Below are 21,337 nucleotides of genomic sequence, written 5' to 3' on the forward strand. Positions count from 1 at the left end.
CTTTCTGCCCACCCAACCCGCAACGCCCGAATCGGTTCCGTCCAAAACAGTCGAAATGTGGTCGTCATCAAAAAGGCGATTGGTCGCGCCCTGCATTCCCGTGTGGACACGGCAGGCGGAAATTCTGAATATGGGTCAAGTCATGGCCACGGCCGCAATGATCAGGACGGGGGACAGATGACGCAACGGGCGAAAGCAGCCGGCCGGCCAAGGAGCCGGGGCATTCCGCAAGGTCAGGCAACACGCGGCATGCAGGCCGTCCAACGGCTGGCCTGACCCGCATGGCTTTGTTCGGTTCGCGCGCTCTGCTGCGAAAGATCATCGAGGAGACGCGGTCGAGCTACTGGTTCTGGCCTTCGACGCTGGTCGTCGGCGGTCTGCTCTTGGGCCGTGGTGCCATCGCCCTCGACCTGCATCCGGATCTTCTGCCCTTCAATCTGCCGGACCGGCTGACGGCAATCGACCCCAGCAGCGCAAGCAACACGCTCTCGACGCTGGCCAATGCCGTGATCGGTGTCGCGGGGGTCATGTTCTCGATGACGCTGGTCGCCGTGTCCTTCGCGGCCGATACCTTCGGACCGCGCCTGATCGGCAACTTCATGCGGGACCGCGGCACCCAGATCAGCTTTGGCCTGTTGCTGGGAACGTTCGTCTTCAACGTCATCGTGCTGCGGGCCGTGCACGACGGCGACCCCGCCTTCGTGCCTTACATCGGGCTGGCCGCGGCGATGGGGCTGACGTTGATGTCGGTCTTTACGATCATCTACTACATCCACCACGTGCCAGAGACGATCAACGTTTCGAACATCGCTTCCGACCTGGGTCACAAGTTCAGCGCAAGCATCCGCAAGCTGATCGACGCGCGATCGAATCACACGGCAGAAGAGGTGACGGTGCCGGAGGGGACCGAACCGCGCCCCATCCGGCTGCAGACCACGGGTTATCTTCAGCAACTGGACAGGCAGGCCCTTTTCGACAGCGCCACGGCCAATGATTGGGTCATCACTGTGCGCGCGGATCCGGGGGATTTCGTCACACCCCACATGGTCGTGATGGAAGTCGCATCCGATACCGATCTGACAGACAAGCAGATCGAGACCCTGCGCGACGCCTTCGCCACCGGCAATGCCCGGACAGAGGCGCAGTCCACGACCTTCATCGCCGACGAGTTGGTCGAGATGATCGCGCGTGCGTTGTCCCCGGGCTTCAACGATCCCTTCACGGCGATGAACTGTCTGAATTGGCTGCATGCGGGACTGCTGGATGCCCTGCTCTACAACGGCGGACTGACTCCGCACGAAACGCAGCGCGTCCGGTTTCAGCATCTCGATTTCCCGACGCTCTTCCGGTCCAGCTTCGTCGCCGCGGCACCCTATACCATGACCGACAAGATGTGCCGCGAACGCCACCTGACCTTGACGCAGGATCTTCTGGATCGTGCGGCCGGCGATTGCCGCGACGCCATCGCGGCGCTGGTTCCGGTCCTGACCGCGCCGCACCAGCCGATCAAGCTCAGGGGCTCGTTGGACGCCGTCTGATCGTCTCCTGCCAGTCAGACTGATTTACTTGCGGCCGGGGGGTATGTCGCAATACGTCAGGCCGCAGCGGGCAGGGGCACATGGGCCTTGCCACACAAGCGTTCCATCAAAGGCTCGCTCAGGTAGAAGCCCTGAATATGGGCGACGCCCAGATGGCGCAACGCATCGAATTCGACCTGACTTTCCACCCCTTCGGCAATGACAAGAAGTCCCAGACCGGCGCACAGACCAGCGATGGATCGGACGGTCCGCTGGCGTTCGGCATCGCTGTCGATCCGATGGATCAACGTCCTGTCCAGCTTGATCATGTCGGTCTGCCTGTCGCACAGGGCACCCAGACCGGCAAAGCCGCTGCTGAAATTGTCGATTGCGGTCAGGAAGCCGTGCCTGCGATAACCCGTCATGACCGCCCGCAGGTGCTGCGGATCGCGCAGATAGTGCCTTTCGTCGAACTCGAAGATCAGGCGCGCCGGATCCAGTCCATAGTGGTCCGCGGCGATCAGGGTCGCGCGGATGCAGGTGTCCGGGTCCATCACCACGTCCGGCATGCAGTTCAGGCTCAGCCGGGAGTCGAGACCCAGTGCCGCCGCCATCGCGATGGCCTTGATCCGGCATTTGCGGTCGAAGCTGTAGCGCGTCCGGCGATGGACGTGACGCATGACCTCGGCGGCGGGACCACCCGCTGGGCTGCGCACCAAAGCCTCGTGCGCAAAGACCTGTCCCGTGGCAATGTCGAAGATCGGCTGGAATGCCATGGTGAACCCGCCGACATAGGGCCGCCAAGCTGGCTGAAGGCTGTCGCCGGTAAAGACGATCTGCGGACGGTGGGGCATGACGATTCCTTCGCTGGCCAATACGTCAAGACTGGCCGGGAAAGATTGCCGTTTCGTAAAATGCAAACCCGTCAACGCGAAACCCCCGCCTGTTGCCAGACGGGGGTTCGACGTGTCGACTGGCGTCGGGCTGTCTTACAACAGACCTTCGCGCTGGGCCTTCTTGCGCGCCAGCTTGCGCTGACGGCGGATGGCTTCGGCTTTCTCGCGCGCCTTGCGGACGGAGGGCTTCTCGAAATGTTGCTTGAGCTTCATTTCGCGGAACACGCCTTCACGCTGAAGTTTTTTCTTCAGGGCACGCAACGCCTGATCGACGTTGTTATCACGAACACTAACCTGCATGTGGTTTTCACCACCTCTCTAAGTTGGATTTGCAATAATTCGCAGGAAGTGGGCACATAGCAGCGCCGCACTAGTTTGTCCAGTGACCCGAACGAAGGACCGCACATGCCGATTACAGCCCCCGATCCCGCCAAGCTGGACCTGTTGCAGGCCGCCCTGCCGAACGTGGCCTTCGACGGCTGGTCTCCTGCGACCTTCAAGGCCGCCATCGAAGCGACCGGGATCGACCCGGCCCGCGCCCGGGCCTTGTGCCCGCGCGGGGCCGTCGATCTGGCCGCTTTGTTCCACACCGAAGGCGACCGCGCGATGGTGGAAGCCATGAAAGGCGAATCGCGCGGCAGCCGGCGGTACAGCGAATGGGTCGCCCACGCGCTGCGCGTCCGTCTCGACGTGGTCGAGGACAAGGAGGCGGTGCGCCGCGGCACATCCCTCTTCGCCCTGCCGCATCTGGCCGGCGACGGCGCCCGGCTGCTCTGGGGGACGGCGGATGCGATCTGGACGGCGCTGGGCGACACTTCTGACGACGTGAACTGGTATACCAAGCGCGCCACCTTGTCGGGCGTCTGGGGGGCGGTCGTGCTGTTCTGGCTGGGCGACTTGTCGGACGGCCATGTGGAAACCGATGCCTTCATCGACCGGCGCATTGCCGACGTCATGCGGATCGAGAAGCTGAAGGCGCAGGTCAACGCCAACCCGATGCTGCGCCCGCTGACCGGCCCGCTGGGCCGCCTGATGGGCGCCGTGAAGGCGCCGCGAACAGGTGCCGACCCGCGGGTGCCGGGGATGTGGCGGATGGGAGCCGACCGATGAAGGCCGTCGAGATCACCGCGCCGGGCGGCCCGGACGTCCTGCAGGTCTGTGCGCGCCCCGTGCCCGAGCCGGGTCCCGATCAGGTCGTCATCAAGGTCGCCTATGCCGGCGTGAACCGGCCCGATGCCCTCCAGCGCGCGGGCAACTACGCCCCGCCGAAATCGGCTTCCGACCTGCCGGGGCTGGAATGTGCCGGCACCGTGCATGCGGTCGGTCCCAATGTCACGGATCTCGCGGTGGGCGATGCGGTCTGCGCGCTGCTGCCCGGCGGCGGCTACGCCGAATATGTCGCAACGCCCGCGGCCCATTGCCTGCCCGTCCCCGACGGCATGGACATGAAGCAGGCAGCGTGCCTGCCGGAAACCTACTTCACGGTCTGGTCCAACCTCTTCATGCGCGGCGGCCTGAAAGCCGGAGAGCGGTTTCTTGTCCACGGCGGGTCGAGCGGGATCGGCACGACGGCGATCCAGCTGGCGCGGGTCATGGGCGCCCGCGTCTTCACGACAGCGGGTTCCGAAGACAAGCTGGCAGTCTGCCGCGACCTCGGGGCGGAGATGGCCATCAACTACAAGGAAGAGGATTTCGTCGCGGTCGTGAAGGCCGAGGGCGGCGCTGACCTGATCCTCGACATGGTCGGGGGCAGCTATATCCAGCGCAACATCGACACGCTGGCCGACGACGGGCGGCTGGTGCAGATCGCCTTCCTGCAGGGCATGAAGGCAGAGCTGAACATGGTCCAGATGATGACCCGGCGGCTGACGCTGACCGGCAGCACACTGCGCCCGCAGACCGATCTGGCCAAGGCGCGGATCGCGGCGCAATTGCGTGAACACGTTTGGCCGCTGCTCTCTGCCGGGCGTGTCGGGCCGGTGATGGACCGGGAATTCCCGCTTGAGGATGCAGCAGGTGCCCATGCCCGGATGGAAGCGGGGGATCACATCGGCAAGATCGTCCTGAAGGTCTGACCGGGACGGCGGACGGCGCGCGTGGCGCGGCTGCGCCGCCCACGACGCCCCGCCCACCGTCCCCGGCGGCGGGTCACTGGCGGGGCGGAAAGCTCTTGTAGACCGGCAGGCGCCAGTGCCAGAGGATGCTGCCGGCCCGCAGGGCGAAGGTCGCCGCGGCGCAGCCCAGCAAGGCCAGCGGCAGGGCCCCCGTGACATGGATCAGCAGGATCGCCACCGTGCCGCCGCACAGGGCGCAGGTGACGTAGAGCTCGCCCTGCCGCAGCACGAGCGGTACCTCGTTGCAGACCACATCGCGCATCAGGCCGCCGAAGCAGCCCGTGGCGATTCCCATGATGACCACGATCGAATCGGGCATCCGCAGCGCGACGGCCGCGCCCACGCCGGAGGGAACGGCGACGCTGAGCGCCAGCGCGTCGAGCCATACGATGCCGCGGTAGCGGCTTTCCAGCAGGTGCGCCGTGAAGAAGACGATGATGGCGCCCGCCGCGGCCACGCCGATATAGACCGGGTTGGCGACCCAGAAGACTGTATCCCGGTTCAGGATCAGATCGCGCAGCGTGCCGCCACCCACGGCGGTCAGGGACGCGATGAAGATGAAGCCGATCAGGTCCAGCTGCGCACGGCTGGCGACCAGCGCGCCGGTCAGGGCGAAGACGAAGACGCTGGCGTAGTCGAGGGCGGCGAGAAGGGGCATCGGGCTTGGACCTTGCGCAAGGGTCAGGGTTTGAACGGCGCCATGCCGGCGCGGGCGAGGGCATCGGCCCGCTCGTTCTCGGGGTGGCCCGCATGACCCTTCACCCAATGCCATGTCACGTCGTGGGACTGCGTGGCGGCATCGAGGCGCTTCCACAGGTCCTCGTTCTTGACGGGTTTGCCGGCGGCGGTCTTCCACCCCTTCTTCTTCCAGCCGTGGATCCAGCCGGTGATCCCGTCCTTCACGTAGGCGCTGTCGGTCACGATGGTGATGCGGCTGGGCTTCGTCAGGCTTTCGAGGGCCGAGATCGCGGCGAGCAGTTCCATCTGGTTGTTCGTCGTCAGCTTGGCTCCGCCCTTCAGTTCCTTCTCGCGCACGACGGCCCCGCCGTCGCGGGCGATCATCACGCAGCCCCACCCGCCGGGGCCCGGATTGCCGGAACAGGCACCGTCGGTATAGGCAAAGAGGTCAGGCATGGCAGTCTTTCCGGGCATGGATCATGGCGCGGTCATTGGCGCCCCGCAGGCCTCTTGTCCAGCCCCCCGCGGGCCAGATGGACGGTCAGGAAAACGCCAGCGGCAGCAGCGAGGCAACGACGACCGCGGTGAGCAGCAGGCGCAGCGACATCCACCACCCCGGCGTCGCGCCCCGCTGCCAGAAATGCAGGTCCAGCAGCAGCAGGCCCAGAAAGCCGATGGTCAGGTTCATGGCCGCAGAGGTCGGTCCGCCACCCACCATGAAAAACGCCCAGAGCGCCGGGATCACCGAGAAGGCATAGCCGCTCCACCCCTCGTCGCGGGTGGCGAAGCCCCAAAGGACACCTGCCATGAACGACAGGATCACCGTGCCATACGACAGCTGCACGAAGGGCGCGGTGAACCGGCCGCCGAGCGTCAGCAGCGCCCAGTTGCCCAGGGCAGGGATCAGCAGGGTCGCAAGACCCCAGAGAAAGGGCAGAAGGCCGGCGAGGCCCAGCAACAGGGGCGCGCGGGGAATGGGTTTGAACATCGAGGATCCCTGTCGGAAATATCGTCAGTCTGGCAGATTGCCGCGACGCGCGCCACCTCGCCCGATACCGTGGCACCCGGCGTCCTGACCGCAGGGGCCGGGACCGTCGCTTCGCCTCAGGCCGGTTCGCGCAGCACGCGCGGCACCTTGAACTCGACATTCTCGACGGCGGTCTCGACGTACTCCACGGTCATGTCGTAACGCGCACCGAAGGCCGCAATGACCTCGTCTATCAGCACCTCCGGCGCAGAGGCCCCCGCGGTGATGCCGACGGAGGCGATGCCATCCAGACTGCGCCAGTCGATGTCGCCGGCGCGCTGGACAAGCTGGCTGTAGGCGCAACCGGCCTTCGTCCCGACCTCGACCAGGCGTCTGGAGTTGCTGGAGTTCGGCGCACCGACCACAAGCATGGCGTCGCACTTCGGCGCCATCGCCTTCACCGCGTCCTGCCGGTTGGTGGTGGCGTAGCAGATGTCTTCCTTGTGCGGACCGATGATCGCGGGAAAACGCGCCTTCAGGGCGGCCACGATATCGACCGTGTCGTCGACCGACAGCGTCGTCTGGGTGACGAAGGCCAGCCGCTCCGGGTCGCGGGGCGCGATCGTGGCCACATCGGCCACCGTCTCGACCAGAATCACCTCTCCCTCCGGCAACTGGCCCATGGTGCCGATGGTTTCCGGATGGCCGTCGTGGCCGATCATCACCATCTGCAGGCCGTTGTCGGCGTGGCGCTGCGCTTCGATGTGAACCTTGCTGACCAGCGGGCAGGTGGCATCGACATAGATCATCTGACGGCTTGCGGCCTTGGCCGGCACCGCCTTCGGCACGCCGTGGGCAGAGAAGATCACGGGCCGGTCGTCGGGACATTCGTCCAGCGATTCCACGAAGACCGCGCCCTTGTCGCGCAGCCCGTCGACGACGAACTTGTTGTGCACGATCTCGTGCCGGACGAAGACCGGCGCACCCCATTTGTCCAGCGCCATCTCGACGATCTTGATGGCCCGATCCACGCCCGCGCAGAACCCGCGCGGCGCGGCCAGATAAAGGGTGAGGGGTGGCTTTGTCATCGGTCTCTCCGCCAGTGTCGCCTTCTAGGTAATGGCGTGGCGCAGGCGCGTAAAGGCGCCGGGCCGAGATTGCGGCGTCGGCGCATGACCGGTCAGAGGCTGTCTTGCGGCCCTGCGACGATCAGGGCCTGGCGTGTCGCGGTGCGACCTGGGGGGGCGTCAGTCGGATTCGGCGCTGTCGGCGCCACGGTCAGCGTTGTCGCGGGGCGGGCGGCCGACGACGTCGCGCAGCTCGTCCAGCTCGATGAAGTTGTCGCACTGGCGACGCAGTTCGTCGGCGATCATCGGCGGCTGGCTGCGGATGGTCGACACCACGGACACCCGCACACCCCGGCGCTGCAGCGCCTCGACCAGCGGGCGGAAATCGCCGTCGCCGGAGAACAGGACAATGTGATCGACGTGGGGGGCCAGTTCCATCGCATCGACCGCCAGTTCGATGTCCATGTTGCCCTTGACCTTACGGCGGCCCATGGAGTCGGTGTATTCCTTGGCGGGCTTCGTCACCATGGAAAACCCGTTGTAGTGCAGCCAGTCAACCAGCGGGCGAATCGGCGAGTATTCGTCGTTTTCCAGCAGGGCTGTATAGTAGAAAGCGCGCACCATCTTGCCGCGGCGCATGAATTCCTGACGCAGCAATTTGTAGTCGATATCGAAACCGAGAGACTTCGCCGCAGCGTAAAGGTTTGCGCCGTCAATGAAAAGCGCAAGCCGCTCGTCACGATAAAACATTGTGTTTCCTTTTCCGGACTGTCAGCCCGGCATTCTTATTAAGCTATATTGGGGCATAACCAAACTGTCATGCCCGGGTTGCGCGGGTTATATGAGCCTCGCACGCAAAGCTTGCAACCCGAAGGAGCAAAGATGGACGGCGAGATCGCGCTTATTTCATTGGGGAGCAATGCGCCGAACGTCCATGACGTCCCTGCGTCATCTGTACTTTTTGGCAGTCTGCGGTTGCGCGCCTTATTCGGTGACCCCGTTATCGAAAGCAGATTGTTCCGGACGCCCGCCTTTCCTCCCGGTATTGGGCCCGATTTCGTAAATGCCGCCGTCGCCGTCCGTACGACGCGCGATCCGGATGCCATTCTTTCGGACCTGCACGAGATCGAGCGCTTGGCTGCGCGCGAACGGTCGGTCAGGTGGGGCCCGCGGACGCTCGATCTTGACCTGCTGGCCGTGGGCGACCGGATCCTGCCGGATCGCGAGACCCAGCAGCTCTGGCGCGACATGCCGGCGGACGACCAGCGCCAGCGGTGGCCGGACCGGTTGATCCTGCCGCATCCGCGCCTGCAGGACCGCGCCTTCGTCCTCGTGCCGCTGGCAGAGGTGGCGCCGACCTGGGTGCATCCGGCACTGGGGCTGACGGTCGTGCAGATGCGCGACGCCTTGCCCGCCGCGACACTGGCAGGGATCGTGCCGCTGGACGGCATCGATCGCACGGGGTGAAAGGGGCTTGACAGTCTCGGGAAATCGACTTGTCATTCCGTCCCTGTCGCGTTAAGAGCAGGGCTTGCATCCACGCCTGGACAGAATTGGAGTGTGCCGATGGCCCGCGTTACCGTCGAAGACTGTGTCGACAAGGTCCCGAACCGGTTTGAACTTGTCATGCTGGCGGCCCACCGTGCCCGCGAGATCACGGCCGGATCGCCCGTGACCGTCGCCCGCGACAACGACAAGAACCCGGTCGTGTCCCTGCGCGAGATCGCGGAAGAGACCCAGCAGGCCGACGATCTGCGCGAGCGCATGATCGAGGCCAACCAGACCCAGATCGAGGTCGACGAGCCCGAAGAGGACTCGATGGCGCTGCTGATGGGGGCCGAGGCCGACAAGCCGGTCGAGGACGACATGAGCGAAGAAAAGCTGCTGCGCGCATTGATGGAAGCGCAAGGACAGCGGTAAAGGCCATTTCCCGGCCCACAACAAAGAAGTGCCGGACCAGCATGACGACTGCAGACGACCTGATCGCGCTGGTCCGCACCTACAATCCCCGCACGAACGAACCGCTGCTGCGTGACGCCTTCGCCTTCGGCGCAGAAATGCACGAGGGCCAGTTCCGTCATTCGGGAGAGCCCTACTTCACGCATCCGATCGCCGTCGCCCAGATTCTGGCCGACATGCAGATGGACGATGCGACCGTCATCACCGCCCTGCTGCACGACACGATCGAGGATACGCCAGCCTCCTTCAAGATCGTCACAGACCGCTTCGGCCGCGAAATCGCAGAGCTCGTCGACGGTGTCACCAAGCTGACGAACCTGCAGCTGACCAGCCGCGAGACGAAGGAGGCGGAAAACTTCCGCAAGCTCTTCATGGCGACGTCCAAGGACCTGCGTGTGACGCTGGTCAAGCTCGCCGACCGCCTGCACAACATGCGCACCATCAAGTCGATGAAGCCTGAAAAGCAGGCCCAGAAGGCGCGCGAGACGATGGACATCTTCGCCCCGCTCGCAGGCCGCATGGGCATGCAGTGGATGCGCGAGGAGCTGGAGGATCTCGCCTTCCGCGTCCTGAATCCCGAAGGACGCAACAGCATCATCCGCCGCTTCATCACCCTGCAGCGAGAGGCGGGCGACGTGGTGCCGCGCATCACCGCCGACATGCGCGTCGAACTGGACAAGGCCGGCATCCAGGCCGAAGTCATGGGCCGCGCCAAGAAGCCCTACTCGATCTGGCGCAAGATGCAGGAAAAGGACATGGGCTTTTCCCGCCTGTCCGACATCTACGGCTTTCGCATCATCACCGCGACCGAGGGCGACTGCTATCGCGTGCTGGGTGCGATCCACCAGCGCTGGCGCGCGGTGCCGGGCCGGTTCAAGGATTACATCAGCCAGCCCAAGACCAACGGCTACCGCTCGATCCACACCACGGTCTCTGGCCGCGACGGCAAGCGGGTGGAGGTGCAGATCCGCACGCGCGAGATGCACGAGGTCGCGGAAACCGGCGTCGCCGCACACTGGTCCTACCGCAACGGCGAGCGGGTGGAGAACCGCTTCGCCGTCGATCCGGTGCGCTGGATCTCCAAGCTGACGGAGCGTCTGGACGAGGATCAGGACCACGACGATTTCCTCGAGGCCGTGAAGCTCGAAATGTTCACCGATCAGGTGTTCTGCTTCACCCCCAAGGGCGACGTCATCAAGCTGCCGCGCGGCGCCACGCCCATCGACTTCGCCTTCGCGATCCACACCCGCATCGGCATGGCCTGCGTCGGCGCCAAGGTCGACGGCATCCGCGTGCCACTCTGGACCCGGCTGAAGAACGGCCAAAGCGTCGAGGTCATCACTGCGGAAGGACAGAAGCCGCAGGTGACGTGGATGGACATCGCGACGACGGGTCGCGCCAAGACCGCGATCCGCCGCTCCCTGCGCGAGGCCGACCGCGAACGCTTCATCCGGCTGGGTCGGGAACTGGCGCGCGTCGCCTTCGAGAACGTGGGCAAGCGGCTGACGGAGAAGGCCCTGCGCACTGCCGCGAAGGCCCTCGCCCTCGACGGTGTCGACGACATGCTGGCCAGCCTCGGCAGCGCCGAGATCACCGCCCGCGACATCGTGCGCGCGATCTATCCCGACCTCGCCACCCGCACCGGCGACGAGATCGATGCCAACCGCGCCGTCGTCGGCCTTGCCGCCGATCAAAGCCACCATCGCGCCGCCTGCTGCCAGCCGGTCCCGGGAGAGCGCATCGTCGGCATCACCTACCGCGGGCAGGGCGTGGTCGTGCATGCCATCGACTGCGCGGCACTGGCGGACTTCGAGGATCAGCCCGAACGCTGGGTCGACCTGCGCTGGGAGGAAGGCCAGCACCGCGCCATCAACACGGTGACCTTCGACATCTCGATCACCAACGACGCCGGCGTGCTGGGCCGGATTTGCACGTTGATCGGGGAACAGAAGGCCAATATCTCTGACCTCAAGTTCATCGACCGCAAGCCCGACTACTATCGCCTCCTGATCGACATCGACCTGAGCGATGCTGAACACCTGCACCGGGTCATGACGGCCGTCGAGGCGGACAGTCACGTGTCGGGCATCAGCCGGCATCGCGATCCCGGGCAATCCGGGGCGCAACGCGCGGGCTGAGGCCCGGGGAAAGGACGACACCCGTGTTCAAGCGCAGGGACAAGCGGCCGGCATGGAAGGTCGTGACCCGCGCCCTGTATCCGCAGGGCGGCTGGCGCCGCGCCTTTTCCTACGTCAAGCACCGGGTCCGCCGCCTGCCGGACACGCCCGAAAAGATCGGCCGCGGCATCTGGGCCGGCGTCTTCACCACCTTCACACCGTTCTACGGCCTGCATTTCATCGTGGCCGCGATCATCGCCAAGCTGATGCGCGGCAACTTTCTGGCCGCGCTGATGGCGACCTTCTTCGGCAATCCGCTGACCTATCTGCCGATCGCCGCCGTGTCGCTGGGCACCGGGCACTGGCTGCTGGGACGCAGGTCGAAGGCGCCGATGTCGTCGCTGGGCCAGAAGTTCGCCGATGCGGGTGCCGATCTGTGGCACAACGTCGTGGCGATCTTCACGCCCGAGACGATGGACTGGCAGGGTCTGTCGATCTTCTACTTCGACATCTTCTATCCCTACATGATCGGTGGGATCCTGCCCGGCATCGTGACCGCGACGGTGGCCTATTACCTGTCCGTGCCGGTGCTGCAGGCCTACCAGAAGCGGCGCCGCAACATCCTGAAGGCCAAGCTGAACCAGTTGGCGCAACCCAAACCCGGGGATGGCGGCGGCCCGGCGGCGCGCTAGCTTTTCGCGAACAGAAGGAGTGACCCGATGACCGACAAGCTGCGACTGGGTGTGAACATCGACCACGTCGCCACCGTGCGCAACGCGCGGGGCGGCGACAATCCGGACCCGGTGCGGGCCGCCCTGATGGCACAGGAGGCCGGTGCCGACGGCATCACCGCGCACCTGCGAGAGGACCGTCGCCATATCCGCGACGCCGACATGGCGGGGCTGAAGGCAGCGCTGCGCGTCCCCCTGAACTTCGAGATGGCGGCCACGCCGGAGATGCAGCGCATCGCGCTCGACACCCGGCCCCACGCGGTCTGCCTCGTGCCGGAAAAGCGCGAGGAGCGGACCACCGAAGGCGGGCTGGAGGTCGCGCGGCAGGCCGGTGTGCTGGGCGAATTCATCGCTCCGTTGCGCGCCGCCGGCGCGCGCGTGTCGCTCTTCATCGCCGCCGACCGCGATCAGGTGGAGGCCGCGCATCGCATCGGCGCCCCGGTCGTGGAACTGCACGCCGGGGCCTATGCCGATGCCTGGGCCGAAGGGCGCTGGGACGACCGCGACCGTGAATTGAAACGCCTGACCGAAGCGGCGGCCTATGGTCATGGGCTGGGTCTGGAAATCCACGTCGGCCACGGCCTGACCTATGACAGCGTCGGACCCATCGCCGCCCTGCGCGAGGTGCGGGAGTTGAACATCGGCCATTTCATCATCGGCGAGGCGATCTTTCGTGGCCTGCCGGACGCCATCGCAGAGATGCGGCGCTGCATGGATGCGGCACGCGTGGGGGGCGCCTGACATGCAGCTGACAGAGGCGGAACGCATGGCCATGACGAAAGTGGCCGATCACGCGCTGGACTTGCATGCGGACGGGCAGGACATCGTCTTTACCGCCGCCATCGTGAAGGACGGACGGATCGTCGCGCAGGCCCGCAACGAGGTCGGCGACACGGGCGACGTCTCGCGCCATGCAGAGGTCGTGGCGATGGCGCGGGCCGCCGACATCCTCGGCACGCGCGATCTGTCGGGCTGCACGCTCCTCGCATCGTGCCAGCCCTGCGAGATGTGCCTCGGCGCCATGCGCTGGGCCCGGATCGACCGCGTCGTCTTCGGGGCGCAGCAGGACAACGCGGACGCGGAATTCTTTCGCTTCCCGCAGATGCGGATCACCGATTTCCAGCGCGCCTGCGACGGCGCCTTCGCCTTCGTTGGCGGGGTCGAGGAGGACCGCATCGGCCACATCTATGCGCCGGGGGCCGTGGCATGATCGACCATATGGTGCTGCTGCACCTGAAACCGGATCACGACGCCGTGGAGCTGTCGCAGGTCATGGCGGGCCTTGCGGCCCTCGTGGGCCAGATCGAAGGTTTCACCGCCTTCCGCCACGGGCCGAACCGGGACTACGAAGGGCGCTCCCCGGCCTATGGCTACGGCTTCACGGCGCAGTTCCACGACAGCCTTGCGCTGGCGGTCTATGCCGCCGATCCCCGGCACCTGGCCCTGGGCGCGCGGCTGATGGCCCTCTGTGTCGACCTGCTGGTCGCGGATCTGGAGTCTGCATGATCCTCGGCATCGGCACCGATCTGGCCAATATCGACCGCATCGCGCGGACGCTCGACCGTTTCGGCGACCGCTTCCGCAACCGCGTCTTCACCGAAATCGAGCAGCGCAAGGCCGAGCGCCGGGCCGACACGCCCGGGACCTATGCCAAGCGCTGGGCCGCGAAGGAGGCCTGTTCCAAGGCACTGGGCACCGGCCTGCGCATGGGCATCGCCTGGAAGGACATGGCGGTCAGCAACCTGCACACCGGCCAGCCGGTGATGGAGGTGACGGGATGGGCGAAGGCACGGCTGGAGGAGATGACACCGCCGGGGCACCGGGCGGTGATCCACGTCACGCTGACCGACGATCATCCCTGGGCGCAGGCCTTCGTTCTGATCGAGGCGCGTCCGCTGTAGCGCCAGCACGATTTTTCTGCGAAAAATCACCATGTCGCCTGCCTTGGCGCTCTGCCTTGACAGGGGACACGGGTCGGATCATGTAGCCGGGCAATGCGTTGAACGGGATATGTGGTATGGCCGAAAAGACTGGCGTGATGGGCAGCGTGATCGAGACGGTCAAGACCGTCGTCTACGCGCTGCTGATCGCAGGCGCCTTCCGCACGATCCTGTTCCAGCCCTTCTGGATCCCGTCTGGGTCGATGAAGGACACCCTGCTGATCGGCGATTTCCTCTTCGTGAACAAGATGGCCTACGGCTATTCCTATGCCTCCTGTCCGTCGATCCTGATCCCCGCGCTGAACGTCGATATCGGCGCCGACGACTTCTGCGGCATGTTCAAGGGCAGCAAGGATCGCCTGTTCGGGTCCGACCCGGAGCGCGGCGACGTCGTCGTGTTCCGCCACCCGGTCACGGGGCGCGATTTCATCAAGCGGCTGATCGGCCTGCCGGGCGACCAGATCCAGATGAAGGACGGCCTGCTTTACATCAATGGCGCGCCCGTCGTCGTGCAGGATGACGGCGTGTTCACGGAAACATATGCGCCGCAAGGTCCGGAACAGTCGATGCCCGCCTGCGCCAACGCGCCCGTCGGTCCGGGGGCCGATTGCATCAAGGAACGCGCCAGCGAGACCCTCCCGAACGGCGTGACCCACGACGTCCTGAACATCGGCAACCGCGGGCTGGACAATACCGGCATCTACACGGTGCCCGCCGACAACTTCTTCTTCATGGGCGACAACCGCGACAATTCCACCGACAGCCGCGTGCCGCAGTCGCTGGGCGGCGTGGGCTTCGTCCCGCGCGAGGATATCGTGGGCCGTGCCGACCGCGTCATCTTCTCCTCCGCCGGGCGGTCCATGCTGGCCTTCTGGACCTGGCGGTCCGATCGCTTTTTCAAGGGGATCGAGTGAAGCTCTCGGCCCAGCTCGCGGGCTTTGCGGCCCGGCTGGGGCACGACTTTGCCGACCCCGCACTCCTCGTGCGCGCGGTGACCCATTCCAGCATGTCGAGCGTCCACCGCGACGACAACCAGCGACTTGAATTCCTGGGCGACCGGGTCCTGGGTCTGGTGATCGCAGAGGCGCTGCTGCACGCCGATCCCGTCGCCCCCGAGGGCCTGCTGGCCCCGCGCTACAATGCGCTGGTCCGGCGCGAGACCTGCGCCGATGTCGCCCGCCAGATCGGGCTGGGCGAAGTGCTGAAGCTGGGCCGGTCAGAAATGCAGTCCGGCGGGCGCCGCAAGGAAGCGCTGCTGGCCGACGCGATGGAGGCGGTGATCGCCGCCGTCTACAACGACGCGGGTTTCGACGCGGCCCGGGCCGTGGTATTGAAGCACTGGCAGCCGCGGGTCGGCACCGTGGCCGCCGACGCCCGCGACGCCAAGACGGCGTTGCAGGAATGGGCGCAGGCCCGCGGCGCCCCGCCGCCGGTCTATACAGAGGTCGCGCGGACCGGTCCGGATCACCAGCCGGTCTTCACCATCCGCGTCACGCTCGAATCCGGCGAACATGCCGAGGCGACCGCCGGGGCCAAGCGTCAGGCGGAACAGGCGGCCGCACAGGCGCTGCTGGAAAGGGTCGGACCATGACGGAAGACACGCGTGCGGGCTTTGTCGCCCTGATCGGAGAGCCGAACGCCGGCAAGTCGACGCTGCTGAACCGCATGGTCGGTGCCAAGGTCAGCATCGTGACCCACAAGGTGCAGACCACCCGCGCCCGCATCCGTGGCGTGGCGCAGGACGGTGCGGCGCAGCTTGTCTTCGTCGATACGCCGGGTCTCTTCGCGCCGAAGCGGCGCCTCGACCGGGCCATGGTCGCCGCCGCCTGGGGCGGGGCGGGCGATGCGGACGTCGTCGTCCTGCTGATCGAGGCGCATCGCGGCATCACCGCCGGGGTCAAGGGCATCCTGGAGGTGCTGGCCTCCCGCGTCGGCAAGGCGAAGGTCGCGCTGGCGATCAACAAGATCGACCGCGTGAAGTCAGAGGCGCTGCTGCAGCTGTCGCAGCAGATGAACGAGGCCTATCCCTTCGCCGAGACCTTCATGATCTCGGCCGAGCGCGGCCACGGCTGCGACACGCTCAAGCACTGGCTTGCGGGCGCCGTGCCCCCGGGACCGTGGCTTTATCCCGACGACGAGATCTCTGACAGCCCCCTGCGGCAGATCGCGGCCGAAATGACGCGCGAGAAGCTGACATTGCGCCTGCATCAGGAACTGCCCTACCAATTGACGGTGGAGACCGAGAACTGGGAGGAGCGCCCCGACGGATCCGCCCGGATCGACCAACTGATCTATGTCATCCGCGATGGCCACAAGGGCATCGTGCTGGGCAACAAGGGCGAGACGATCAAGGCCGTGGGGCAGGCCGCCCGGGCCGAGATGGAGGACCTGCTGGGCCGCAAGGTCCACCTCTTCCTGCAGGTCAAGGTCCGTGCGAACTGGCTGGAGGACAAGGAACGCTACGACGAGATGGGCCTCGACTTCCGCGACGGCGATGCCTGAGCCGCGGCTGACCGCGGATGTCTGGGTCAGCGCCTATCTCGCGCGGTTGCGCGTCCTGGACATCCCCGCCTTCGTCGTGGCCCGGGGCGACGGCACCGCCGGGGCGGTGCTGGTGAAGCTGAACACGCTCGACGGGCAGGCGGTGGCCTTTACCCGGTCGTTCGACCTGATGACGGGCGCACGGGTCTGGGTGACACTTGCGGAAGGTGCCGAAGGCGATGTGGACGCGTCGATCGCCCGGCAGCGCGGCTTCGACAGCGACCTCTGGGTGATTGAGGTCGAGGACCGGCAGGGGCGGCACCTTCTGGATCAGCCCGGACTGACCTGACCGGGCGCCCCGGATCCGCCGACCGATTTGGCCGCCGAGGGCGGCCAAGCCTCCGGCGGGGATATTTGGAAGACAGAGAGCGGGGGCGCCGCGCGATGACCCCGGTGCCGGATGGATGATGGCTGCGAGGATCGGATCGTGATCAGCTGGCAGGACGAAGGCGCGGTGCTGCGGGTGCGGCCCCACGGCGAAACCTCGGCGATCGTCGAGGTCTTCACGCCCGGTCACGGGCGGCACGCCGGCATCGTGCGGGGCGGCGTCAGCCGGCGGATCGCGCCGATGCTGCAGCCGGGCGCGCAGGTCGCCCTGACGTGGAAGGCGCGTCTGGACGAACATCTGGGGGCCTTCACGGTCGAGCCGTTGCGCAGCCGTTCGGCGCAGGCCATGGGCGACCGGCTGGCGCTGGCGGGCCTGAACGCGGTCTGTGCCCTGCTGGCCGTCGTCCTGCCCGAGCGGGAGGCCCATCTGCCGCTCTACGACCGGACGGTGCAACTGCTGGACCTGCTGGGGCAGGGCGATGTCTGGCCGCTGGCCTATCTGCAGTGGGAACAGGTGCTGCTGGATTCACTCGGCTTCGGTCTGGACCTGAGCGCCTGCGCGGTGCGGGGCACGAACGAGGACCTTGCCTTCGTCTCGCCACGCTCCGGACGTGCGGTCAGCCGGCAGGCGGCCGGCGAATGGGCCGACCGCCTGCTGCCGCTGCCGCCAGTGCTGGCGGGGCAGGGTGACGCGACGGCGGCAGAGATCGTTCTGGCCCTCGGCACCACCGGATACTTCATCGAACGTCGCCTGCTGCGCTCTTTGAATGGTGCGGCGATGCCTGCGGCCCGCGCGCGCCTGCTGGAGGCGATCCAGCGCGCCGGCTAGGCCGCGCCGGCTCGACCGCGCGGAACGAATGACGGTCGCGGCGTGTTGCCTTCCCGACAGGGAGATCATTGCATGCAGGACATCATCGAAATCATCGTGCGAAGCATCGCGGCGGTGGCCCTTGTGGTCACCCTCACGCGGATCTTCGGGCTGCGGTCATTCTCGAAGATGTCGGGTTTCGACTTTGCCGTCACCGTCGCGATCGGGTCCGTCCTCGCGGCCACGGCGATGACGCCCGGCACGCCCTTCTGGCACGGCGGGCTGACCCTCGTGACCCTCTTCGTCGTGCAGACCGCCGTCGCCCACGCCCGGTCGCGGATCGGCGGCATCGTGGACGCGACCGACAATGACCCCCTGCTGATCATGCGCGACGGAGAGATCCTGCACGACAACCTGCGCGGCGCAGGCATGACCGAGGGCGATCTGATCGGCAAGCTGCGCGAGGCGAACGCGCTGGACTTCTCCAAGGTGCGGGCCGTCGTCTTCGAACCGACGGGCGATGTCAGCGTGCTGCACGGCGACAGCCTCGACGACCGCTTGCTGAAAGGCGTGCGTTCCTCGTAATCGACGCGAAATGTCGCATTCGGCATAGATGGCAAGGTCGCCGCGTGTCACTGGCTGGGTCCTGACGAGGATCCTTGTGTCATGATCGCGCCCCGCGCCCCCCTCTACCTTACCCATTCCCCGACACCGAAGATCGCGGATTTCGCCCTTCTGGCGGCGCTGGAGGCCTGCATTCGCGCCTCTCTGCTGTCGGTGATGCCGCTGGTGATCTACCGCGCCTTCGGCGATGCGGCGATGGTCAGCCGGATCTACCTCTGCGTCGGTCTGGGGTCGATGGCCGTCGGGCTGATGGTGCCTTTCGCCGCGCGCTGGGTGCCGCGGCGCTGGATGCTGACGCTCGCCTGCCTGTCCTACCTGACCGGCATCACGCTGGCGCTGGCCGGCGGGCCGGCGTCGAAGGCGCTCGTCCTGCTGTTCAATGCCATGGGCACCGTGACCTTCACCGTCTGCCTGAACGCCTACGTGCTCGACTACATCAGCCGCCTGGACCTTGGCCGGAACGAGACGATGCGCATGGTCTACAGCGCGATCCCGTGGAGCGTGGGACCGATCCTCGGCGTCACTCTGCTGAACTGGTGGGCGCCTGCGCCCTTCATCCTCGCCGGCGTCTTTGCGCTGGTGCTGCTGGCGGTGTTCTGGCGGCTGCGGCTGGGCAACGGACGCCAGATCGCGCGGGCGCGGGCGCCGGCCCCCAACCCGCTCGCCTACCTCGGCCGCTTCGCGGCACAGCCGCGGCTGATCGCGGGCTGGTTCTTCGCGGTCATGCGGTCCTGCGGCTGGTGGGTCTACATCGTCTACCTGCCGATCTTCTGCATCGAGGCGGGGCTGGGCGACAAGGTCGGCGCCATCGCGCTGAGTCTGAGCAACGGGCTGCTGTTCACGACGCCGCTGATGCTGCGGCAGGTCAAGCGGTTCGGCGTGCGGGCCGCGGTGCGGACAGGCTTTGCCGGTGCCGCTTGCCTCTTCATGCTGGGGTTCCTGCTGTCCGGTCTGCCTGCCGTCACGGTCGGCTGCATCATGGTCGGATCGGTGGCGCTCGTCCTGCTGGACGTCTGCGGCGGATTGCCGTTCCTGATGGCCGTCCGGCCGGCGGAGCGGACAGAGATGGTGGCCGTCTACGCCACCTTCCGCGACGCCTCCGGCATCGCGACTCCGGCCGCCGCCTCGCTGATCCTGCTGGTGGCCCCGGTCTCGGCCGTCTTTGCCGCCTGCGGCATCGGTCTTGCGGCAGGTTACCTCGTGGCGGGTCGCCTGCATCCGCGCCTTGGCCTGCCGCGAACGGCCGTCGCGGGCTAGGCCAGCAGGCGCCGGGCGATCACCTGCGCCTGAATTTCGGCCGCGCCTTCAAAGATGTTCAGGATCCGCGCATCGCACAGGATGCGGCTGATCTTGTATTCCAGCGCGAACCCGTTGCCGCCGTGGATCTGCAACGCATTGTCGGCGCAGGCCCATGCGACGCGGGCTCCCAGCAGCTTGGCCATCCCGGCCTCCAGGTCGCAGCGGCGGTCGGCGTCCTTTTCGTGGGCACTGAAATAGGTCAGCTGCCGCGCCACCATGATCTCTACCGCCATCATCGCCAGCTTGCCGGACACGCGGGGGAAGCCGATCAGCGCCTGACCGAACTGCTTGCGGTCCTGCGCATAGCGCATCCCCTCGTCCAGCGCCGACTGCGCGACGCCGATGGCGCGGGCGGCGGTCTGGATGCGCGCACTCTCGAAGGTCTGCATCAGCTGCTTGAAGCCATTGCCCGTCTCGCCGCCCAGCAGGTTCTCGCCCTTCACCTTGAAGCCGTCGAAGGCCAGCTCGTATTCCTTCATCCCGCGATAGCCCAGCACCGAGATCTCTCCGCCGGTGATGCCGTCGTCGGGGAAGGGGACGGCGTCGGTGCCGGGGGTCTTTTCGGCGAGGAACATCGACAGCCCGCGATAGTCTGTCGTGTCGGGTTCCGTCCGGGCCAGCACGGTCATCACGTGGGTCCGGGCGGCATGGGTGATCCATGTCTTGTTGCCGGTGATCGCCCAGTCGTCGCCGTCCCGCGTGGCCCGCGTGCGCAGGGCGCCAAGGTCGGACCCGGTGTTCGGCTCGGTGAAGACGGCGGTCGGCAGGATCTCTCCGCTGGCGATCTTCGGCAGCCAGTGGGACCGTTGCGCATCGGTGCCGCCGCACAGAATCAATTCCGCCGCGATCTCTGACCGGGTGCCCAGCGATCCGACCCCGATGTAGCCGCGCGACAGCTCTTCCGACACGACGCACATCGCCGATTTCGACAGGCCGAAACCGCCGAGGTTTTCCGGGATGGTCAGGCCGAAGACACCCATCTCGGCCATCTCGTCGATGATCGCCAGCGGGATCAGTTCGTCGTTCAGGTGCCAGTCGTGGGCGTGTGGCTCCACCTTCTCGCGGCTGAAGCGGCGGAACTGGTCGCGGATCATCTCCAGCTCGTCGTCGAGGCCGGAGGCCCCGACCGTCAACTCTCCGCCGCGGTCCTGCATCAATTGCGCAAGGCGGGTGCGGGCGGCCTGCGTGTTGCCGCGCGCCATCAGGGCGGCGGGTGCCGTGGCATCCAGCGGCGACAGGTCCGCCCGCGTCAGGCCAAGGTCCGTGCAGCGCACGACCTCCGTCTGGTTCATCTGGATGCCGCCGGCGATCTGGCTCAGGTATTCGCCAAAGGCGATCTGCAGGATCAGGCGCTCGACCTCTGTGAACCTGTCGGCATCGGCCAGCCGGTCGGCCCAGGCCTGCATCTGGTGCAGCGCCTGCTGGTAGGTCGCCAGCCACGCCAGCCCGTGCGCCGCCGTCTGGTGCAGGTCGATAAACCGGGCCGACACGCGGCCGTCCTCCGTGACCATCGCGGCGACAGCCGCCTTTGCCGCGTCAAAGACCGCATCCACCGCGGGCAGGCTGTCGCGCGTCAGCCTTTGCAGGTCGGACAGAACGGTATCGTCGGTGATCGGGGTCTGTCCGTCGGCCATGGTCGAATCCTCGCTGCTTTGCAGATGCAGAGATAAAGCCCATGCAGTCGCAGCGCAATATTGATGCGTGATGTTATTTCGTGGAACACGAAAATGTCGCGGTCGATTTGCCGTGGTG

Annotated in this window: 26 protein-coding genes; 18 read left to right on the forward strand and 8 right to left on the reverse strand. The window is 66.5% G+C overall.

What is annotated here, in order from left to right:
• Positions 1–281 precede the first annotated feature (281 nt).
• On the forward strand, positions 282–1,538 hold the full coding sequence (locus BUA54_RS09860; RefSeq protein WP_072857095.1) for a DUF2254 domain-containing protein: 1,257 nt from the start codon (positions 282–284) through the stop codon (positions 1,536–1,538).
• A 56-nt stretch (positions 1,539–1,594) separates the two neighbouring features.
• On the opposite strand, the gene BUA54_RS09865 is transcribed toward BUA54_RS09860, so the two are convergent.
• Together BUA54_RS09865 and rpsU are read right to left on the reverse strand one after the other, a co-directional pair.
• The gene (locus BUA54_RS09865; protein ID WP_084114303.1) at positions 1,595–2,371 is read right to left on the reverse strand and encodes an EAL domain-containing protein; all 777 of its coding nucleotides are present in this window, start codon (positions 2,369–2,371) and stop codon (positions 1,595–1,597) included.
• 135 nt (positions 2,372–2,506) lie between these two features.
• Positions 2,507–2,713 carry a 30S ribosomal protein S21 gene (gene rpsU / locus BUA54_RS09870; protein WP_072857096.1) on the reverse strand — a complete coding sequence of 69 codons (207 nt, stop codon included), beginning with the start codon at positions 2,711–2,713 and terminating at the stop codon, positions 2,507–2,509.
• A 105-nt stretch (positions 2,714–2,818) separates the two neighbouring features.
• Here rpsU and BUA54_RS09875 point away from each other — a divergent pair, with 105 nt between their 5' ends.
• Together BUA54_RS09875 and BUA54_RS09880 are read left to right on the forward strand one after the other, a co-directional pair.
• Complete coding sequence (locus BUA54_RS09875; RefSeq protein ID WP_072857097.1) at positions 2,819–3,523, forward strand: COQ9 family protein; 705 nt, start codon at positions 2,819–2,821, stop codon at positions 3,521–3,523.
• Entirely contained in the window at positions 3,520–4,488 is a 969-nt protein-coding gene (locus BUA54_RS09880) for an NAD(P)H-quinone oxidoreductase (protein WP_072857098.1), read from the forward strand. Before BUA54_RS09875 ends, BUA54_RS09880 begins: the two co-directional genes overlap by 4 nt.
• A gap of 73 nt (positions 4,489–4,561) precedes the next feature.
• Here the strand turns inward: BUA54_RS09880 and BUA54_RS09885 are convergent, their stop codons facing one another.
• From BUA54_RS09885 to BUA54_RS09905, 5 genes are all read right to left on the reverse strand, one after another.
• Entirely contained in the window at positions 4,562–5,185 is a 624-nt protein-coding gene (locus tag BUA54_RS09885; protein WP_072857099.1) for a trimeric intracellular cation channel family protein, read from the reverse strand.
• A 23-nt stretch (positions 5,186–5,208) separates the two neighbouring features.
• Positions 5,209–5,661: a ribonuclease HI gene (gene rnhA / locus BUA54_RS09890; RefSeq protein ID WP_072857100.1), complete on the reverse strand. Its 453-nt coding sequence runs from the start codon at positions 5,659–5,661 to the stop codon at positions 5,209–5,211.
• Between the two features lie 85 nt (positions 5,662–5,746).
• Positions 5,747–6,193: a DUF3429 domain-containing protein gene (locus BUA54_RS09895; protein WP_072857101.1), complete on the reverse strand. Its 447-nt coding sequence runs from the start codon at positions 6,191–6,193 to the stop codon at positions 5,747–5,749.
• A gap of 116 nt (positions 6,194–6,309) precedes the next feature.
• Positions 6,310–7,260 (reverse strand): 4-hydroxy-3-methylbut-2-enyl diphosphate reductase, encoded by a 951-nt coding sequence (gene ispH, locus BUA54_RS09900; RefSeq protein ID WP_072857102.1) that lies wholly within the window; start codon positions 7,258–7,260, stop codon positions 6,310–6,312.
• A 159-nt stretch (positions 7,261–7,419) separates the two neighbouring features.
• Entirely contained in the window at positions 7,420–7,989 is a 570-nt protein-coding gene (locus BUA54_RS09905; protein ID WP_072857103.1) for a LabA-like NYN domain-containing protein, read from the reverse strand.
• Between the two features lie 132 nt (positions 7,990–8,121).
• Here BUA54_RS09905 and folK point away from each other — a divergent pair, with 132 nt between their 5' ends.
• The 15 genes from folK (at position 8,122) to BUA54_RS09980 (ending at position 19,543) form a co-directional block, all read left to right on the forward strand.
• On the forward strand, positions 8,122–8,706 hold the full coding sequence (gene folK, locus BUA54_RS09910) for a 2-amino-4-hydroxy-6-hydroxymethyldihydropteridine diphosphokinase (protein ID WP_072857104.1): 585 nt from the start codon (positions 8,122–8,124) through the stop codon (positions 8,704–8,706).
• A 99-nt stretch (positions 8,707–8,805) separates the two neighbouring features.
• Positions 8,806–9,159: a DNA-directed RNA polymerase subunit omega gene (gene rpoZ, locus BUA54_RS09915; RefSeq protein WP_072857105.1), complete on the forward strand. Its 354-nt coding sequence runs from the start codon at positions 8,806–8,808 to the stop codon at positions 9,157–9,159.
• A gap of 41 nt (positions 9,160–9,200) precedes the next feature.
• Positions 9,201–11,336, forward strand: a complete 2,136-nt coding sequence (locus BUA54_RS09920) for a RelA/SpoT family protein (RefSeq protein ID WP_072857106.1) — start codon at positions 9,201–9,203, stop codon at positions 11,334–11,336.
• 23 nt (positions 11,337–11,359) lie between these two features.
• Complete coding sequence (locus tag BUA54_RS09925) at positions 11,360–12,007, forward strand: DUF2062 domain-containing protein (RefSeq protein ID WP_072857107.1); 648 nt, start codon at positions 11,360–11,362, stop codon at positions 12,005–12,007.
• A 27-nt stretch (positions 12,008–12,034) separates the two neighbouring features.
• Complete coding sequence (locus BUA54_RS09930; RefSeq protein WP_072857108.1) at positions 12,035–12,787, forward strand: pyridoxine 5'-phosphate synthase; 753 nt, start codon at positions 12,035–12,037, stop codon at positions 12,785–12,787.
• A 25-nt stretch (positions 12,788–12,812) separates the two neighbouring features.
• A complete protein-coding gene (locus BUA54_RS09935; protein ID WP_245810615.1) occupies positions 12,813–13,256 on the forward strand; it encodes a nucleoside deaminase in 444 nt (147 codons plus the stop codon).
• Positions 13,253–13,552, forward strand: a complete 300-nt coding sequence (locus BUA54_RS09940) for a Dabb family protein (protein ID WP_072857110.1) — start codon at positions 13,253–13,255, stop codon at positions 13,550–13,552. The genes BUA54_RS09935 and BUA54_RS09940 overlap by 4 nt, the downstream gene beginning before the upstream one ends.
• A complete protein-coding gene (gene acpS, locus BUA54_RS09945) occupies positions 13,549–13,947 on the forward strand; it encodes a holo-ACP synthase (protein WP_072857111.1) in 399 nt (132 codons plus the stop codon). Before BUA54_RS09940 ends, acpS begins: the two co-directional genes overlap by 4 nt.
• Positions 13,948–14,063: 116 nt before the next feature.
• The gene (gene lepB, locus BUA54_RS09950) at positions 14,064–14,900 is read left to right on the forward strand and encodes a signal peptidase I (RefSeq protein WP_072857112.1); all 837 of its coding nucleotides are present in this window, start codon (positions 14,064–14,066) and stop codon (positions 14,898–14,900) included.
• On the forward strand, positions 14,897–15,577 hold the full coding sequence (gene rnc, locus BUA54_RS09955) for a ribonuclease III (RefSeq protein WP_072857113.1): 681 nt from the start codon (positions 14,897–14,899) through the stop codon (positions 15,575–15,577). Before lepB ends, rnc begins: the two co-directional genes overlap by 4 nt.
• Positions 15,574–16,488 carry a GTPase Era gene (gene era, locus BUA54_RS09960; protein ID WP_072857114.1) on the forward strand — a complete coding sequence of 305 codons (915 nt, stop codon included), beginning with the start codon at positions 15,574–15,576 and terminating at the stop codon, positions 16,486–16,488. Before rnc ends, era begins: the two co-directional genes overlap by 4 nt.
• Positions 16,481–16,816: a DUF1491 family protein gene (locus tag BUA54_RS09965; protein WP_072857115.1), complete on the forward strand. Its 336-nt coding sequence runs from the start codon at positions 16,481–16,483 to the stop codon at positions 16,814–16,816. The genes era and BUA54_RS09965 overlap by 8 nt, the downstream gene beginning before the upstream one ends.
• Before the next feature lie 138 nt (positions 16,817–16,954).
• Positions 16,955–17,683: a DNA repair protein RecO gene (gene recO, locus BUA54_RS09970; protein ID WP_072857350.1), complete on the forward strand. Its 729-nt coding sequence runs from the start codon at positions 16,955–16,957 to the stop codon at positions 17,681–17,683.
• A gap of 72 nt (positions 17,684–17,755) precedes the next feature.
• On the forward strand, positions 17,756–18,247 hold the full coding sequence (locus tag BUA54_RS09975; protein ID WP_072857116.1) for a DUF421 domain-containing protein: 492 nt from the start codon (positions 17,756–17,758) through the stop codon (positions 18,245–18,247).
• A gap of 81 nt (positions 18,248–18,328) precedes the next feature.
• Positions 18,329–19,543 carry an MFS transporter gene (locus BUA54_RS09980; RefSeq protein ID WP_072857117.1) on the forward strand — a complete coding sequence of 405 codons (1,215 nt, stop codon included), beginning with the start codon at positions 18,329–18,331 and terminating at the stop codon, positions 19,541–19,543.
• Here BUA54_RS09980 and BUA54_RS09985 read toward each other — a convergent pair.
• Positions 19,540–21,219, reverse strand: a complete 1,680-nt coding sequence (locus BUA54_RS09985) for an acyl-CoA dehydrogenase family protein (RefSeq protein WP_072857118.1) — start codon at positions 21,217–21,219, stop codon at positions 19,540–19,542. The genes BUA54_RS09980 and BUA54_RS09985 overlap by 4 nt on opposite strands.
• Positions 21,220–21,337: the final 118 nt, after the last annotated feature.

The organism is Loktanella atrilutea (genome assembly GCF_900128995.1).
GTDB lineage: Bacteria > Pseudomonadota > Alphaproteobacteria > Rhodobacterales > Rhodobacteraceae > Loktanella > Loktanella atrilutea.

Coding starts and splice junctions, on each gene's coding strand:
- BUA54_RS09860 (WP_072857095.1), top strand. CDS start 282: ATGGCTTTGTTCGGTTCGCGCGCTCTGCTGCGAAAGATCATCGAGGAG.
- BUA54_RS09865 (WP_084114303.1), bottom strand. CDS start 2,371: ATGCCCCACCGTCCGCAGATCGTCTTTACCGGCGACAGCCTTCAGCCA.
- rpsU (WP_072857096.1), bottom strand. CDS start 2,713: ATGCAGGTTAGTGTTCGTGATAACAACGTCGATCAGGCGTTGCGTGCC.
- BUA54_RS09875 (WP_072857097.1), top strand. CDS start 2,819: ATGCCGATTACAGCCCCCGATCCCGCCAAGCTGGACCTGTTGCAGGCC.
- BUA54_RS09880 (WP_072857098.1), top strand. CDS start 3,520: ATGAAGGCCGTCGAGATCACCGCGCCGGGCGGCCCGGACGTCCTGCAG.
- BUA54_RS09885 (WP_072857099.1), bottom strand. CDS start 5,185: ATGCCCCTTCTCGCCGCCCTCGACTACGCCAGCGTCTTCGTCTTCGCC.
- rnhA (WP_072857100.1), bottom strand. CDS start 5,661: ATGCCTGACCTCTTTGCCTATACCGACGGTGCCTGTTCCGGCAATCCG.
- BUA54_RS09895 (WP_072857101.1), bottom strand. CDS start 6,193: ATGTTCAAACCCATTCCCCGCGCGCCCCTGTTGCTGGGCCTCGCCGGC.
- ispH (WP_072857102.1), bottom strand. CDS start 7,260: ATGACAAAGCCACCCCTCACCCTTTATCTGGCCGCGCCGCGCGGGTTC.
- BUA54_RS09905 (WP_072857103.1), bottom strand. CDS start 7,989: ATGTTTTATCGTGACGAGCGGCTTGCGCTTTTCATTGACGGCGCAAAC.
- folK (WP_072857104.1), top strand. CDS start 8,122: ATGGACGGCGAGATCGCGCTTATTTCATTGGGGAGCAATGCGCCGAAC.
- rpoZ (WP_072857105.1), top strand. CDS start 8,806: ATGGCCCGCGTTACCGTCGAAGACTGTGTCGACAAGGTCCCGAACCGG.
- BUA54_RS09920 (WP_072857106.1), top strand. CDS start 9,201: ATGACGACTGCAGACGACCTGATCGCGCTGGTCCGCACCTACAATCCC.
- BUA54_RS09930 (WP_072857108.1), top strand. CDS start 12,035: ATGACCGACAAGCTGCGACTGGGTGTGAACATCGACCACGTCGCCACC.
- BUA54_RS09935 (WP_245810615.1), top strand. CDS start 12,813: ATGGCCATGACGAAAGTGGCCGATCACGCGCTGGACTTGCATGCGGAC.
- BUA54_RS09940 (WP_072857110.1), top strand. CDS start 13,253: ATGATCGACCATATGGTGCTGCTGCACCTGAAACCGGATCACGACGCC.
- acpS (WP_072857111.1), top strand. CDS start 13,549: ATGATCCTCGGCATCGGCACCGATCTGGCCAATATCGACCGCATCGCG.
- lepB (WP_072857112.1), top strand. CDS start 14,064: ATGGCCGAAAAGACTGGCGTGATGGGCAGCGTGATCGAGACGGTCAAG.
- era (WP_072857114.1), top strand. CDS start 15,574: ATGACGGAAGACACGCGTGCGGGCTTTGTCGCCCTGATCGGAGAGCCG.
- BUA54_RS09965 (WP_072857115.1), top strand. CDS start 16,481: ATGCCTGAGCCGCGGCTGACCGCGGATGTCTGGGTCAGCGCCTATCTC.
- BUA54_RS09975 (WP_072857116.1), top strand. CDS start 17,756: ATGCAGGACATCATCGAAATCATCGTGCGAAGCATCGCGGCGGTGGCC.
- BUA54_RS09980 (WP_072857117.1), top strand. CDS start 18,329: ATGATCGCGCCCCGCGCCCCCCTCTACCTTACCCATTCCCCGACACCG.
- BUA54_RS09985 (WP_072857118.1), bottom strand. CDS start 21,219: ATGGCCGACGGACAGACCCCGATCACCGACGATACCGTTCTGTCCGAC.